General features: G+C 44.5%; 18 protein-coding genes. 16 read left to right on the top strand and 2 right to left on the bottom strand.

Features of this window, described 5'->3' with window-relative positions; all coding sequences use genetic code 11:
• Window positions 1-254 precede the first annotated feature (254 nt).
• Together G9G54_RS04225 and G9G54_RS04220 are read right to left on the bottom strand one after the other, a co-directional pair.
• Window positions 255-860, bottom strand: coding sequence for a DedA family protein (locus tag G9G54_RS04225; protein ID WP_103047625.1), 606 nt, complete (start codon window positions 858-860; stop codon window positions 255-257).
• A gap of 15 nt (window positions 861-875) precedes the next feature.
• Window positions 876-1451, bottom strand: a complete 576-nt coding sequence (locus G9G54_RS04220) for a class I SAM-dependent methyltransferase (protein WP_165176237.1) — start codon at window positions 1449-1451, stop codon at window positions 876-878.
• Window positions 1452-1738: 287 nt separating this feature from the next.
• Here G9G54_RS04220 and G9G54_RS04215 point away from each other — a divergent pair, with 287 nt between their 5' ends.
• The 16 genes from G9G54_RS04215 to G9G54_RS04140 all read left to right on the top strand — a co-directional run bounded on the left by G9G54_RS04215 (window position 1739) and on the right by G9G54_RS04140 (window position 13763).
• A complete protein-coding gene (locus tag G9G54_RS04215) occupies window positions 1739-2509 on the top strand; it encodes a hypothetical protein (protein WP_165176236.1) in 771 nt (256 codons plus the stop codon).
• Between the two features lie 54 nt (window positions 2510-2563).
• A complete protein-coding gene (locus G9G54_RS04210) occupies window positions 2564-2914 on the top strand; it encodes a FlxA-like family protein (RefSeq protein ID WP_165176234.1) in 351 nt (116 codons plus the stop codon).
• A 295-nt stretch (window positions 2915-3209) separates the two neighbouring features.
• Entirely contained in the window at window positions 3210-3638 is a 429-nt protein-coding gene (locus G9G54_RS04205) for a GNAT family N-acetyltransferase (RefSeq protein ID WP_165176233.1), read from the top strand.
• A gap of 11 nt (window positions 3639-3649) precedes the next feature.
• Window positions 3650-4111: a hypothetical protein gene (locus G9G54_RS04200; protein WP_165176231.1), complete on the top strand. Its 462-nt coding sequence runs from the start codon at window positions 3650-3652 to the stop codon at window positions 4109-4111.
• Window positions 4112-4147: 36 nt separating this feature from the next.
• Window positions 4148-4960 (top strand): helix-turn-helix transcriptional regulator, encoded by an 813-nt coding sequence (locus G9G54_RS04195; RefSeq protein ID WP_061829088.1) that lies wholly within the window; start codon window positions 4148-4150, stop codon window positions 4958-4960.
• A 105-nt stretch (window positions 4961-5065) separates the two neighbouring features.
• Entirely contained in the window at window positions 5066-6022 is a 957-nt protein-coding gene (locus tag G9G54_RS04190) for an aldo/keto reductase (protein ID WP_165176229.1), read from the top strand.
• A 254-nt stretch (window positions 6023-6276) separates the two neighbouring features.
• The gene (locus tag G9G54_RS04185) at window positions 6277-6768 is read left to right on the top strand and encodes an 8-oxo-dGTP diphosphatase (RefSeq protein ID WP_165176227.1); all 492 of its coding nucleotides are present in this window, start codon (window positions 6277-6279) and stop codon (window positions 6766-6768) included.
• 2 nt (window positions 6769-6770) lie between these two features.
• Window positions 6771-7775: a phosphotransferase family protein gene (locus tag G9G54_RS04180; protein ID WP_165176226.1), complete on the top strand. Its 1005-nt coding sequence runs from the start codon at window positions 6771-6773 to the stop codon at window positions 7773-7775.
• Window positions 7776-7813: 38 nt separating this feature from the next.
• Window positions 7814-8335 carry a GNAT family N-acetyltransferase gene (locus G9G54_RS04175; protein ID WP_165176224.1) on the top strand — a complete coding sequence of 174 codons (522 nt, stop codon included), beginning with the start codon at window positions 7814-7816 and terminating at the stop codon, window positions 8333-8335.
• Window positions 8336-8363: 28 nt separating this feature from the next.
• Window positions 8364-8813, top strand: a complete 450-nt coding sequence (locus G9G54_RS04170) for a hypothetical protein (RefSeq protein WP_165176222.1) — start codon at window positions 8364-8366, stop codon at window positions 8811-8813.
• A gap of 23 nt (window positions 8814-8836) precedes the next feature.
• Window positions 8837-9193 carry a hypothetical protein gene (locus G9G54_RS04165; RefSeq protein WP_238807702.1) on the top strand — a complete coding sequence of 119 codons (357 nt, stop codon included), beginning with the start codon at window positions 8837-8839 and terminating at the stop codon, window positions 9191-9193.
• Window positions 9194-9326: 133 nt separating this feature from the next.
• Window positions 9327-10361, top strand: coding sequence for an NAD(P)/FAD-dependent oxidoreductase (locus G9G54_RS04160; protein WP_165176220.1), 1035 nt, complete (start codon window positions 9327-9329; stop codon window positions 10359-10361).
• Window positions 10362-10611: 250 nt separating this feature from the next.
• Window positions 10612-11277: an HD domain-containing protein gene (locus G9G54_RS04155; protein WP_061829093.1), complete on the top strand. Its 666-nt coding sequence runs from the start codon at window positions 10612-10614 to the stop codon at window positions 11275-11277.
• Between the two features lie 169 nt (window positions 11278-11446).
• The gene (locus tag G9G54_RS04150; RefSeq protein ID WP_165176219.1) at window positions 11447-12508 is read left to right on the top strand and encodes an SPFH domain-containing protein; all 1062 of its coding nucleotides are present in this window, start codon (window positions 11447-11449) and stop codon (window positions 12506-12508) included.
• Complete coding sequence (locus G9G54_RS04145; protein ID WP_165176217.1) at window positions 12505-13506, top strand: sugar kinase; 1002 nt, start codon at window positions 12505-12507, stop codon at window positions 13504-13506. The genes G9G54_RS04150 and G9G54_RS04145 overlap by 4 nt, the downstream gene beginning before the upstream one ends.
• Before the next feature lie 77 nt (window positions 13507-13583).
• Window positions 13584-13763: a hypothetical protein gene (locus tag G9G54_RS04140; RefSeq protein ID WP_013309345.1), complete on the top strand. Its 180-nt coding sequence runs from the start codon at window positions 13584-13586 to the stop codon at window positions 13761-13763.
• The last annotated feature ends 1 nt before the right edge of the window (window position 13764 follow it).

The following is a 13764-nucleotide window of genomic DNA, read 5'->3' as shown; positions in this document are numbered from 1 at the left end:
GGTGTGAAAGGAAAGCCGCCCCTTAAAAAGATGTGCCATATTGGCAATATGGTTTTTCTTGTGATAAACTAAAGCTAATAAGTATATACTGAAAAAGAGTAAGGATGCTGCCAACATCCTCACTCTTTTACAACAGCCGCTTATAAGGGCGGTGGCTGTAGGGTTGGATTAGTAAAATAGACCGCTAACCTTTTCCAGAGGGCGGTCTATTTCTTTTTCATGTAGGTAATGAACATGCCGAATATACTTAACCTTTACTCCTCCGTTGTTTTCTTCCCCCACACAAATTTCATTATAAAAAATATAATTGTCAGCATGATGAGAAGCAATGCCATCTGCAAGCCATAACGATGGATTAGTTCTCCTACTGCTTGTACATGATCGCCAAAGATACGTCCGAGCAGAAAGAAGATCAGCGTCCAGATCAAACCCGTTGAATAAGAGAAGAGGGCATAGCGCTTGAAGCTCATTTTATTGATTCCGACAATATAAGGGATAATGTGACGGACGATCGGCAGCAAATAACTGATGCAAATAGTGAAGTTTCCATACTTATGTATCAATTTTTCCGAAAACGTAATGTACTTGTCCATTTTTTTCTTCCGGCGTAAACGTTCTAGAATAGGTGTGCCCACGGTTCTCCCCAATACATAACCTAAGGACAAGCCTGATATAACCCCAAGATATACAATTAAAAAAGCGGGTAACGGGTGAAGTATGCCCATGCCTGTTACAGCCCCGCCAGTCATCACAATGACTTCATCCGGGATGGGCAGACCTACAATTCCAAGCCATAGAGAAAAGAATAATGCTGCATAGCCGTATTGTTCGATGATGGAAATTAAATATTCCACGTCCATACCCGTACTCCTTTCTTATGTTTTCTTTCGGCATACATACACGAATGCGGGTGGAACATTCATAGGCACAAACTTGATTTCTTCAATATCAAACCATTCACCTAACTGCTGTTTCATTTGCTTAGAGTATTGAAAGGCCACAAACATTCCTCCATCCTTGAGTGATAGATGAATTTGTTCTACAATTTGATCCCGCATCGCTTGTGGAAAATTGAAAAATGGTAGTCCGCTGATTACGCAGTCAAGCTGTTCTATTTGGGCATTTTTCATAGCAAGCTGAAGCTCACGCGAGTCGGAATAGCACAGATAATTCGGGAATCTTCTTTTTAAACTCTGCTGCATGGTTTGGTCCTTTTCAAAGAGTAAAACCTTGGGTTGAAATTTAGCATCAGACGGAATGTATTGAGTAATTGCCCCCGTGCCAGCACCAAGCTCGGCAACAGCATGAACTTCACTCCATGGAATGGATTCTATCATATTTTTAGCTAAAAATCTGGAACTTGGTGTTACACTACCCACATATGTAGGCGAGTACAAAAATTTGACTAGGAACATAAGTCTCTCGTGAACCAAATGGCTAATACGGATCATACATCATTTCCCTACTTTCAATTTTTAAAATACGTTCATTTATTCTTTGCTAAGAGTAACAAATTATCCCTTTACTTACTCCTGTCTCAAGTAGGGTTGATCCCCCCGTCTTGCGGAGGGGATTTTCCTTGACTATGGTCTAGGAAATAATAAAAGGGTTACGGTATTAATGAGTCTGTATTTATTCAGTTATCATTCAGCATACCCTCAGGTTGCATTCAGATTTGTTACCGATGAAAGGTAGGTGGGCAGCTAAAAACATTATGTACACTAAGAGGGGATCTACTTTGTCATTATCCATTAACAGGCATCTCATCACGACTTCCTATGATCAATCGAATACGGTGAAGTCAAATGAGAATGGACTAAATACCGCGGGTCATACCACACACAAGAAATCTAACGATTCACTCGAATTGAGTAAGGAATTCATGGAATACACGGGAGGAATGCAGACTCCGCTTCCTACGGAAAACTACAGTAATGATTACAAGTACGACGACCAGGATACTATTGCACTAACTACAGACCAACAGAAAACGCTGTTGTCTGATCTGCAAAGTTACCTGATGTCTTCCAGTGCTTCCTCTGATACAGATGATCACACCAATAGCACGAAGAATCCGTTGGCTTCGGTTAGAGACTTATTAGCTGATGTGGATATTTCGACGGCAACAGATGAGGAAGTATCGGATCTATTCGATAAGATAGCAGAAACGATCCAAAATAATCGTCCTGCCCCGCCGCCTGAAGGTGACCCGTCCCATCCTGAAATGGATAGCAGTGGTCTGCCTCCTATGATGCAGGCAATGGGTGGAACTATGCCTCCATTCGCATGGAATATCCAAGAGGCTTCCAATCAAGTGGATAACAGCACTACATCTGAGAAAGAGCTTACAGTAGATGAAAAAAGATCCTTGCTGAGTGATTTGCAGAGCGTTCTGAGTTCCAGTCTTATATCCGGGTCAACAGCTTCGGACAAAGATCAGGAAACAGATCTGCTTTCTGCATTAAAAGACGCGTGGGGAAATACAGATGAATCGAATGCCATAGCTTAGAACCGGTTAGCCCACACGTGTAAAACTCATACTTTTATAAAGGGGAAATCTCGTATGAACATTTCATCCACATCCAGCAGTTCAATATCTATTGCAAGCACATCATCATCCAGTACCAACGATACAGCTAGTCTGGAAAAGCAAAAAGCTCAACTTGAAGCGGAATATAACAAGGTACAGCAAAGTAAGGATAGTAAAGATACAAAAGAAACAAAAATGAAGCAGCTTCAGCAGCAAATTAAACAGATTGAAGCTCAAATTGCACAGCAAAGTTCGCAATCCAGCGGCACGTCAACTCCAAAAATGGAAAATCCCGCTCCAAGTAACACGGAAACAAATCGTATCAACAGCGCTAACAGCAGCGATATTACGGGAGTTGGGAAATCACTGGATATTTCAATTTAATCATCCCCTCTCTTCTCCTGTATGGCAGACGATGTATAAACGATAGCAGGTTCTCCGTTTCATAGGGGCCTGCTTTTTTCGTTTACTAAATATTTTGCATGAATCCAGGGAGCGACTTTAATCAGCGATATTTAGATTAGAATAATTCTGTCCATCTAAATGGAATCATGTGACTAAACATAGAAAAGTATATACAATATATAACAGTAGGAAGATGAAAGTATTTTAACTCTATTATTTTCTATATTTAAATCAGTAAGTGCTGGTAATCATTTTAAATTGGAGGATTTATGCCATGACGCTGGAACCTCAGATGAATCGAAGTAGTAGAGATGAAGCGTGTTTAGTCAGAAACAAGTTGATTGAGTTTAATGCGAAACACGTCCCAGCAGATATTCGAACTCGATACGAAGAGATTAATCTTACGCTCAAAGATGAAGACGGTCAGGTCATGGGCGGTCTCCTAAGTGTACTATGTTGGAACTGGGTGGAGGTTGATATTTTGTGGGTAGATCAGCGTTACAGAGGAAAGGGCTACGGTTCACAACTGCTTGGTGAAATTGAACAGATTGCTAGAGATAAAGGGTGTGATTTTATACAACTTAATACGTTTACTTTTCAAGCGCCTAAATTCTATGAAAAGCATGGGTATGAAGTCGTTGGTGTCATTGACGATGCTCCGAGAGGCTTTAAACACTATTATTATAAGAAAAGTATCTACTGAGGACTCTATATATGCGTGTACAGATCAAGGAAATAAATAAAGATCAGCATATCATCATTCGTAGTATTGGCGAGGAAAAAGTATACGGCTACTGGACATATTTTTGGCATGAACTGACTTCCGGATATGCGTATGTTGTCCCGTATGAACAAAGCTTGAATAAGATGATTCCCGGTTGTGTAATTTCGGTCGAGACTTCTCAATCCAGTATAGAGGGGTTCAGAAGGCTGAAGTCTACTGAAGAGACAGGGATTTTTCGACCTCAACCAAAGCTAGGCGACTATTGGATTCAAGGAACGATACATCAAGTGATACAGGGCGAAGCAGGCGAGATAGAATGTCTGGAGATTGTAGTAGGAGACACTACGTTTATTTTGGATTCTAAAGAAATGAATGGTGATGTCAACGTTAAAGCGGGCGACGGTGTCGCCTTTGAAATCATAGGCCTACAGTTGTTTGACGAGGGACTGTGATCGTTCTATGGCGATTGATTGGAAAAGAGGTGACATATGTCTAATGATTATAGTAAATCGAAAACGTTGGGAGCTTTTCTGAAATCACGTAGAAATCGACTTCAACCAGAGCAGGCAGGCCTTAGACTTTCACAGGGGCAGCGAAGAACACCGGGGCTTCGCCGAGAAGAAGTTGCTATGCTGGCAGGTGTCAGTGCGACGTATTACACATGGCTGGAACAAGGTAGAGAAGTAACAGCATCTAAGGAAGTTATCGAAAGTATAGGAGAAGCTCTACAATTAACTCATGATGAGAGAGCACATCTAATTCAATTGTGGAATCCCAATGAGACGGTTGCTATTTCGCCCATCCATACAACGCTGAATCCACAGTGGCAACATATTATTGATCAGTTGTCCTATCCTTCCTTCATCAGCAATGAGAAAGCGGAAGTGCTTGCTTGGAATAGCGCGGCGAATGAGGTCATTACCGATTTTTCTTCCCTGTCTATTTCTGAACGTGTCATGATTCGTTTATTGTTCGTGGATTCCGAATTACGTCGTCGAATGGTTAACTGGGAAGAATTTGCGTCCTATTCGGTAGCTGTTTTTAGAACCTATTATGACAAGTATTTAGGAGATCCTTGGTTTGAGGAGACGGTAGAACGGCTACGTGTGGAAAGTATGGAGTTTGACACCATGTGGAAGCTGCATCATATCCAGCTCAAAAAAGTGAATCGGGTTTCCTTTCAAATCCCTGGCGCTGTGGAGGCAGTTTCCTATGATATTAATTCTTTAGCAAGCATTACGGACCAACCGGGTCTGCACTTTTGTATCTACACGCCAGTAAGTCAATCCTCTGCCTGGTAATCTTGTTACTAGTATAAACGTACTGTGGTTGCCTCCATATGGGTCCATTAGAATGAGTACATGTTCATTCCATCCATTTACCCAAAGAAAAGAGGGAACCATGATATGCTGAAAAGGAAATTGGGACATGAAGGGCTGGAGGTATCAGCTCTGGGCCTTGGCACGATGATGATGCCGAACAACGAGGAGTCGATGCGTACACTTCAGGGAGCGCTGGACCTTGGTGTAACGCTGTTTGATACAGCAGATCTTTATGGTGAGGAATACGCACAGCAGAAGTTCGGCGGCAATGAGAAGCTGGTTGGACGTGCGCTCAAGGGTCGTCGGGAGGAGGCCGTGATTGCCACTAAATTCGGGATCACGCACACTCAGGGGCCCAAGGGAGATCCGGCATATATTAAAAAATCCGTGGACGCCAGTCTATTTCATCTGGGGATTGATTATATCGACCTGTATTATCAGCATCGAGTCGATCCCAATACTCCGATTGAAGAGACCGTCGGAACGATGGCCGATTTGGTTAAGGAAGGGAAAATCCGTTATATCGGCTTGTCGGAAGCGTCGGCTGAACAGATCCGCCGCGCGCATGCGGTGCATCCAATTACCGCGGTAGAAACCGAATATTCCTTGTGGAGCAGAGAAGTGGAAGATGATGTTCTTCCGCTACTGAACGAATTGGGAATCGGCTTCGTACCCTACAGTCCACTGGGTCGAGGTTTCCTCACGGGACAGATCAAGAAATTTGACGATCTGCCAGAGGATGATTACCGCCGTCATTTTCCACGCTTCCAAGGCGAGAATTTCAACAAAAATCTAGAAGTTGTCCTCCTGATCGAAAAACTGGCTGCCCAAAAAGGCTGTACTTCTGCTCAGTTGGGGCTGGCATGGCTGCTGGCGCAAGGCGACCATATCGTTCCGATTCCGGGAACGAAGAGACTGGAAAGAGTGCGTGAAAATCTTGGTGCTCTACAGATCTCCTTGTCGGAAGTAGAGCTTCAAGAGATCGAGCGCATTTCGCCTAAAGGCTTCGCAGCAGGTTCTCGTTATCCGGGGCGTGCCTAGAAAACTGATTATTGGCATGATGGATAAGACCGTTCCTTTCTGGAGTCGCTTGGTAGTACCAACGGCTTTGCAGAAAGGCGGTCTTTTTTTTGCTGATTTTGACCGACTTAGGCATGAGTTTTCTAATCTAGTCTATGGTTAGAGTTATTGCGCTCTACAAAATAACGCGTTAAAGTATGGTGAATACCATATTTAACCACAATATGTCGGTGAGAAAGTTAAAAGCTAGTCATGAATCGTGAATAAAGAAAGGTATGATCGGATTGACAACAGAAGTGACACACAAAATATATACCATGTGTATGATTCAAGACGGAAGCAAGGTATTGCTTATGAATAGACCCAATCGAAAGGGGTTTCCGGGTTATATTGCTCCAGGAGGAAAAGTAGAGTTTCCAGAAAGCATTGTGAATGGGGCCATTCGTGAAGTAAAGGAAGAAACAGGCTTAACCGTGACGGAAATTGTATTTAAAGGAATCGACGAATATTGTGATCCAAATCAAGGGCTGAGGTATATGGTCTTTAACTATCTAGCTACAGCTACTGAAGGTGAACTATTAAAAAATCCCCCTGAGGGAGAATTGCTGTGGGTGGATATGAAGGAGGCGCTAAATCTGCCGATGCAGGATTGGTTTAAGCGGAGATTTCCATTGTTTTTCGAGCCGGGAACGTTTGAGGTTAGTTTCGTTTGGCTGGCAGATACGGATGAAACCCTGGAAGCAACGATTAAGAGCTATGGTGTGTAGAGATGACGACGACCATTTATTTTTCATCTAATCGGCTAGGCGAGGTAACAAATGACCAAATGCAAAGGATGCTGAATCGTTTTGATTTGGGACGTTTGCTGTCTTACGAAAAAACGGCAGAAGGTGTCCTAGGGCAAACCCTCTATGCTTCCTCAACGGCTGGGCAGCTTGTGCTGAAGGGGAACCCGCTTTTTCTAGGGCAATGGATAGAAGAAAAGTTTATGGTGGAGCAAATACAGACACGGACTTCAATTCCCGTGCCAACACCGTATCTTGTGGATCATACGGAGGACATTTTTGGCTGGAGCTATGCAGTTATGCCCCGTCTATACGGTCAGCATATACATACACCTGAGTTGCAAGCAAAGCTGACCTCGCTGGATAAACAGCAAATGGCTGAAATGCTTGCTAATGTTCTGTTGGAGCTTCATAGCTGGAAGGTTAAGAACAGTGGAGAACTGGATACAACAACTCTAGCCATTCGTCCTTTTGAAGTTTCTTATCGAGTATGGTTGTATGGGCGAATTCGATATTGGCTAGAGGATGCCAAAAAATACTCGAACATTTCTGTACAGGATATGGAATGGGTAGAGGAAATATTGGAAGGCTCCCGTCAAGCATTCGATCAGCTGGAAGCTGCCACCTTTGTGACGGGGGATTTTAAACCGCAAAATTTTCTTGTACAGAATGGGGATAAGGGTTGGAGAGTCAGTGGTCTTTTTGATTTTACGACAGCCTATTTTGGGGATGGGATTGCCGACCTTCCGAAAATAACCACCATGTATCTGGAGAATGGCGAAGAAGAGTTGGCAAAAGGGTTTCTTACTGCTTACGCACAAGGGATGGAAGCCAAAGAAGGATTTACTGAGCGTTTCCGGGTGCATATGCTGCATCAGCAGGTTCTAAACTGGGGATGTGCCAAAGCGATGAAGCTAGTCACTTGGGATGATAAGCTCTCTTTTGCAGATTGGGCGCAAAAATTCATGGATATTGAATATAAGCAATAGCAGATGAATTGAACGTTTAAAGAGGAGGCCGTGAGTGGATGCAGACCGTCAGATTGGTAAAGCCGGATCAGGACTGGAAGGAAGCTTATCTTTCATTTTATGAGGAATGGAAAAAGAGTCAGGAGCATATGGTACCTTGGGTGATCTCTGTAGAGCCGTACGATTTTGAAGGTATGCTGACGTTTTTGAGTAATCAGGAAAATGGAATTAATCTGTCTGAGGGCTGGGTCAAAAGCTCAACATACTGGCTTATGGATGCGGATAATCAGGTCCTCGGAGCGGTGAATATCCGGCATAATCTTAACGAGCACCTATTAAATGCCGGGGGTCATATTGGTTACGGTATCCGTCTTTCTGCACGAGGGAACAGGTACGCTGTAACTATGTTGGCCTTGGCATTGGAAAAAGCAAAAGAACTGGGGATTTCCCGAGCTCTGGTCGTATGTGACTCTGATAATATCAGCTCCAAAAGAACGATCCTGCGAAACGGCGGAACGCCGGACAAGGATTACATAGAGGAAGACGGAAACCGTGTAAACCGGTTTTGGATCGAACTGTGAGTGAGAAAGAGGGGAACGCGAGAAGCTCATGAAATTATGGCCTGAATATGCGCAAAACATTATTGTTGGTGTTATTTTTGAAGGGAAATGGAACTGGTATGTGACGGAAAGAGAGTATTGGTTTCTGAATACCGAGATGGAGGAACGGTTTGGCATCTCTATTTTGGATGAAACCACAGCGGGAGCATTTTTGGATCACATCTGTGAATATAAGGTGGCTACTGGTGAACTAACTTCAATGCTCCAGTTACTGGATGATGCTATCCAGCATAAGGATGAAGTGTTGGAGTTCTGTCCTGCTCTGTATGTTAACTTTGACGAGAAAGTTCTCTATTCGCTATTTCCTGAGCCAGCTTCGTTTGAACACTATGTCCCAGCGGGGTGGAAAGGGGAATATCAAAACTTTTTGAACGAGGTACCTTCACCTGAACAGTATTGGATGATCAATGGAAGTAATTTTTTTGAGAAATTCACTTGATAGGACGAAGGAGGAGATGAAATATGGATTCTACCATGCATGAGTTTATAATCATATCCAAGCACAGAATGTACGATCAATATTTGGTAAAGTTACGGGCATGCATTGTGCTTTTGGATGAACAGGTGCTATGGCGCGTCGGTGAGGCGGAAACGAACAGTATTGGTGGGATCATCAACCATGTCATGGTGCATGTGCGCAGAAACGCAGCCAAGCTCATGAATCCGACAATTACATACAAGCAAGGAATGGAGGATAGCTTTATACCTTCCATGCAAAACAAGGAACAACTGATGGATGAGGTAGAAGAAGCTTTTTCATCCTTCTGTGCAGCAATCCTCGCAAAATTTACGAGAATAACGGAAGTAGTAGTTATATAAACCTATAAAATATAGTTCTAAGGTCACGAAAAACTCTGTAATGGTCATGTTTTTATTTCTTAATTGATATTGATAATTATTATCACTTATAATAGGAGCAGACATATTACGCTATGATAGGGAGAGTTGCAGAGTGACAGTATCCTTGGAATTATATGATGTAACGATCATCGGCGGTGGTCCTGCCGGTATGTATACCGCATTTTACAGTGGAATGAGAGATATGAAGACCAAGCTGATCGAAGCAAAGCATGAGCTGGGCGGACGGATGCGCATATACCCAGAGAAGATGATATGGGATGTCGGGGGGGTTACCCCGGTTTTATGTGAAAAGCTGATTGATCAGCTGGAGCAGCAGGCGCGGACGTTCGAGCCTACCATTGTACTGGGACAGCAGATCACTGGTTTGGAGCGGCAAGAGGATGGCACGTTCCTGCTAACTTCTGCCACAGGGGAACAGCATTGGACACGCACGATCGTTCTGGCAGTAGGCTATGGTATTCTCAAAATGGCTAAGCTGGAGATTGAGGGGGCGGACCGCTATGAGGTTACGAACCTGCATTATACGGTACAAGAGCTAGAGCCATTCCGGGGCAAGCACGTCCTGATTTCCGGTGGGGGCGACTCAGCAGTGGATTGGGCGAATGAGCTGGAGTCTATTGCGGCGAGTGTGACCGTTGTACATCGTCGGGATCACTTTGGCGGACATGAGAAAAATGTAGCTCGTATGAAATCATCTTCGGTCCGTGTTCTCACACCATACGCGGTGAGTCATCTACATAGCAACAATGGAGAGACGATTGAACAGGTGACGATCAGTCATGTAGATACGGACGAAATACAGGTGTTGAATGTCGATGCAGTCATCGTAAATCATGGACTAAAATCCGATTTCGGCCCGCTTCGGGATTGGGGGCTGGATATGGGTGAGTGGCATGCCCGAGTGAGCGAAAAGCTGGAAACGAATCTGTCGGGGATTTTCGCGGCAGGCGATTTTGTCGAGTACGGAAGCAAGCTGTATCTGATTGCCGGTGCGTTCACAGATGCCGCCCTTGCACTGAACAGCGCGAAGCTGTACATTGATCCAGCAGCTGACAAAGCGGCATATGTATCTTCTCATAACAGCCGCTTTAAGGAGAAGAACCGCGAGCTTGGTGTCGTGGAGTAGAGTAAGATACGGAATTAAGTTAAAGAGGATCGGGTTTAGATAGACAAACGAAAAAGAACTTCCGCGACTACGATTGATGTGGTTTTGGAGGTTCTTTTTTTGTCAGGTTACTGACTTCTCGTTCTAAAGGTTGGATACCATACACCCTATAGAATAAAATGAAGAATGATTCGTAGTAAGCAAATGGACAAGCATTAAAAAATTAAACGAACCTACCATAGAAAGTATGGACGGGATTGAAAGGTGACATATGAAGAGACGAACGGAGCAACAGGAAGCGATGATGGCAGATATTATTCAAAAGGCGGAGCCCTTTGTACAGCAGCAGTTGGAGCATGATCATAGTGGTCACGATTGGTGGCATATAGACCGGGTGAGAAAGCTGTCCCTTAAAATTGCTGCCAAAGAGGGCGCAGATTCGTTTATTTGTGAGCTGGCAGCACTGCTGCATGATGTAGCGGATGAAAAATTAAATGATTCCAAACAAGCCGGGCTAGATAAAGTAGAGCAGTGGCTGCGTCTGCATATCAGCGATCCGAATGTAATCACGCACGTGATGACTATTATAGCTACGATGTCCTACAATGGTGGACAAAACCCGCCTATGGAGACGCTGGAAGGTCAAGTTGTGCAGGATGCGGATCGGTTGGATGCTCTTGGAGCGATTGGGATTGCAAGAACCTTTATGTATGCAGGCTCAAAGGGCAGTATGATGCATCACCCGGATAAAGACTTTTCACAGCATGAGTATCGTGCCGCAGGTAAAAGTGCCATATACCATTTTTACGAAAAGCTACTCAAGCTCAAAGATTTAATGAATACCACTTATGCCCGAGAGCTGGCGGAGGTTCGGCATCAATGGATGGAGATGTACTTGGAGCAATTTTATAGAGAATGGAATGTGGATAATAAATAAGTGTTTCAATAAGGCTGTTTCCTCTAACCGAGTATATCGGAGGGGAAACAGCCTTTATTTTTTTATAAATATCATATTGATATTATCGAAAATGTGTGTTATTTTATTGTTAATAACAAAATGATAATAACAAAACATTATAAACTATAAAGAAAGCGGGGAAGCGGCTATGTTTGGATTTAATTTTGTTAAATTTCAGCCCAGTGAATATGTGATGAAGGTGAAAAACGGGAAGGTGGTTCGGGAGGGTGTTGGATTATCTTTTTATTATTACGCCCCGACCACCTCGGTCGTCGTCGTGCCCGTCTCTTCCATTGATGTACCGTTCATGTTTGAGGATATGACGAATGATTTTCAGGCGGTGACGGTGCAGGGGCAACTGACTTATCGAATTGTAGATTATCGGAGAACGACGCAGATTTTAAACTATACATATGACTTGAAGGAACGACGCTACATTTCGGATGATCCGAGTAAGCTGGCCCAACGGGTGATTAACATCGCCAAAGTGCTTACCAAAAAGTATTTGGAGCGTGTCCCGCTCAAAGAAGCTGTTCAGTCCAGTGAACGTCTGGCCCAAAACATGACGAAGGATATTGCTCAGCATACGGAAATGGAAAAGCTCGGCATTGAGGTTATGGGGTTGTCGATTTTGGCGATTCTACCCAATAAGGAGACGATGAGAGCGCTGGAGGCTCAAGCGAGGGAAGAGATTCTTCGCAACGCGGATCACGCTTTGTATGAGCGTCGTAATGCATCTATTGAGCAAGAGCGGCGTGTGAAGGAAAACGAGCTGAACACCGAGATTGCAGTAGAGACGAAAAAGAAACAAATCCGCGAAACTCAACTCGATGCCGAGCGTTCAGTGAAGCAAAAGCAAAGCGAGATGAAAGAGGAGCAGCTACGATTTGACACGGCCTTGGAGGAGAAAAAGCGTGAGCTGATTGAGCTGACCGTAACGAATAAAAAGGCAGAAGCCGATGCCAAGGCCTACGAGCTGACAGCAGTCATGAAATCGTTGCAAGATGTTGAGCCGAACGTACTTCAAGCTATGGCCAACATGGATATGAGCCCGGATAAGCTAATTGCGATAGCATTCCAGGAGCTTGCAGAAAATGCAGGGAAAATCGGTCAGCTGAATATTACACCGGATCTGCTGCAAGGTCTCATGTCAGATACGGGAGCAAACGGATCAACAGGAACGAGAGGGTCTGGAGGAAGAACACGATGAGTAGCCGAATGACAGAGCAAAAGATCATTTTAGTGAAGCGTAAAACGCGACTGGAGGAACTGATTGTTCGATACAATACGGTGCAGCAGGCTCGCTTCTTTATGGAACGGCTGGGTGCGGATTTCAGTGATTATGTGCTGGAGGACGAAAATTACCGCAGGGCGGTGGCAAAGGCTACGTCGGAGTTAACGGCCTTGGGTCGAGTTCAGATTGTGGAGCGGGAGCATGTGCCGAACTTTATTTTTGGTGAGCAGGATACAGTGGTGGTACTGGGTCAGGATGGGCTGGTAGCCAACACGTTAAAATATTTGACCGAGCAGCCGCTTATCGGTGTGAATCCAGATCCATTGCGCTGGGACGGGGTATTGCTGCCGTTTACTGTATCCGATCTGCGCTGGGTGGTGCCGGATGTATTCGTGCACAGACGGCCAATTAAGGAAGTTACGCTGGCTAAGGCCCAATTAAATGATGGCCAATCCTTGTATGCTGTAAATGATTTGTTCATTGGGCGCAAAACTCATGTCTCCGCGAGATATGAGTTAAGACTGGAGGATCAGGTAGAGCAGCAATCCTCTAGCGGCATTATCGTTTCAACCGGATTGGGAGCGACAGGCTGGCTGACCAGCGTGCTTGCTGGAGCGGCCGGGATTGTCGGCAGTGCTACACGGCATCCAATCTCGCTGACTCCAGGCCAGCTGATGCCAGGTGCAGCCTTCAGTAAGGAAGGGGCAGTAGACGGAACGAGTCATGATCATCGTGCAACCTGGAGTTTGCCATCACTTTATTTTACAGTGAGAGAACCCTTCCCCAGTCGAACGACTGCTGCGGATCTTGTGTTTGGTCAGGTAGCAGCCGAAAAGCCGTTACGGATTGCATCGCAGATGCCGGAAAATGGAGTTATTTTCAGCGATGGAGTGGAAAGCGACTTTCTGGAGTTTAATGCTGGCATTGAGGCAACCATTGAACCAGCGGAGAAAAAAGGGCATCTGGTCGTGTAGAGGTTTGTACAGGACGGCAATGGGTAATTATGAGTAAGGTACAACCATCAGATGAAATTAAAAAAGGAGGAATCAACATGAGCGATCACACTCAAGACGAAGCGAAAATCCGCAACAAGAAGGACGAGGACGGAGATTCCTTGATGGAGAAAACGAAGCTGGAAAATGGCGTGGATATCGAGCCTGAGGCTGATGAATGGATTGCGAAGCCCTCACCAGTGTCATACGATGATACGAACTCCTCTTCGAAGAAATAAG

The organism is Paenibacillus sp. EKM212P (genome assembly GCF_011066115.1).
Lineage (GTDB): Bacteria > Bacillota > Bacilli > Paenibacillales > Paenibacillaceae > Paenibacillus > Paenibacillus polymyxa_B.
Note: the sequence above shows the minus strand (reverse complement) of the source record. Positions and strands in the feature narration are given on the sequence as shown.